Here is a 636-nt window from a genome sequence, read left to right on the forward strand (position 1 = left end):
GCTGTCCGGATCGGCGCCGCGCGCTGAGAACCAGAAAAGCTTCGTTGGTGTCTCGCCCTGGCCGTAGACATGTCTATCGTCGCAAAACCAGCGGTCACCAAGCTGTCGAAAGGTGAAGGGGTCGACCCCGGACAACGGGACGCCCTTGCGGTCGCGGATTGGTGCGCCGTCCACATAGACCTGATTGCCATTGTGGATATAGCGGATGGTCGGGAATYGTCTTTCTCCGATGTAATGCGCGACCCAGTCGACATTGGCGAAGGGGCCGATACGAGGATTAGCTTCGACTGCCCGCCGCAAAGCCGCAAGCTCTGTGCGCATGCTGAAGGGTTCTGTTACCGGTAGGCCGATGCCGTCATTCCCCGTCAGACGCTGGAAAAGCGCCCGATCCTGTTCGGGTTCGGGAAGTCCGTCCCGCCTGAACGCGGCCGTAACCCAACTTGTATTGGCGTAATGAAGTTGGCTATAGCGCTCTCGGAACCGTTGCCAGCGCGCGGGATCTATGTTGAGACGCTCGAATATCTGTGACGCAGCATATCCGGCCTCGGCAAAAAGAGTGGCCGCATACCAATGGGCATAGGGTAGTGGGAAAAGTTCAATCAGCTTAGTTCCGCCCAAGTCCGCTCCGATCTGTGG

Annotated in this window: 1 pseudogene; it reads right to left on the reverse strand. The window is 58.6% G+C overall.

The features are described from left to right. A pseudogene (locus tag AB4Z23_RS27770) lies at window positions 1-618 on the reverse strand (DKNYY domain-containing protein); the annotation flags it as partial. Window positions 619-636 lie beyond the last annotated feature (18 nt).

It is taken from the genome of Agrobacterium sp. MCAB5, assembly GCF_052114365.1.
Classification (GTDB): domain Bacteria; phylum Pseudomonadota; class Alphaproteobacteria; order Rhizobiales; family Rhizobiaceae; genus Agrobacterium; species Agrobacterium tumefaciens.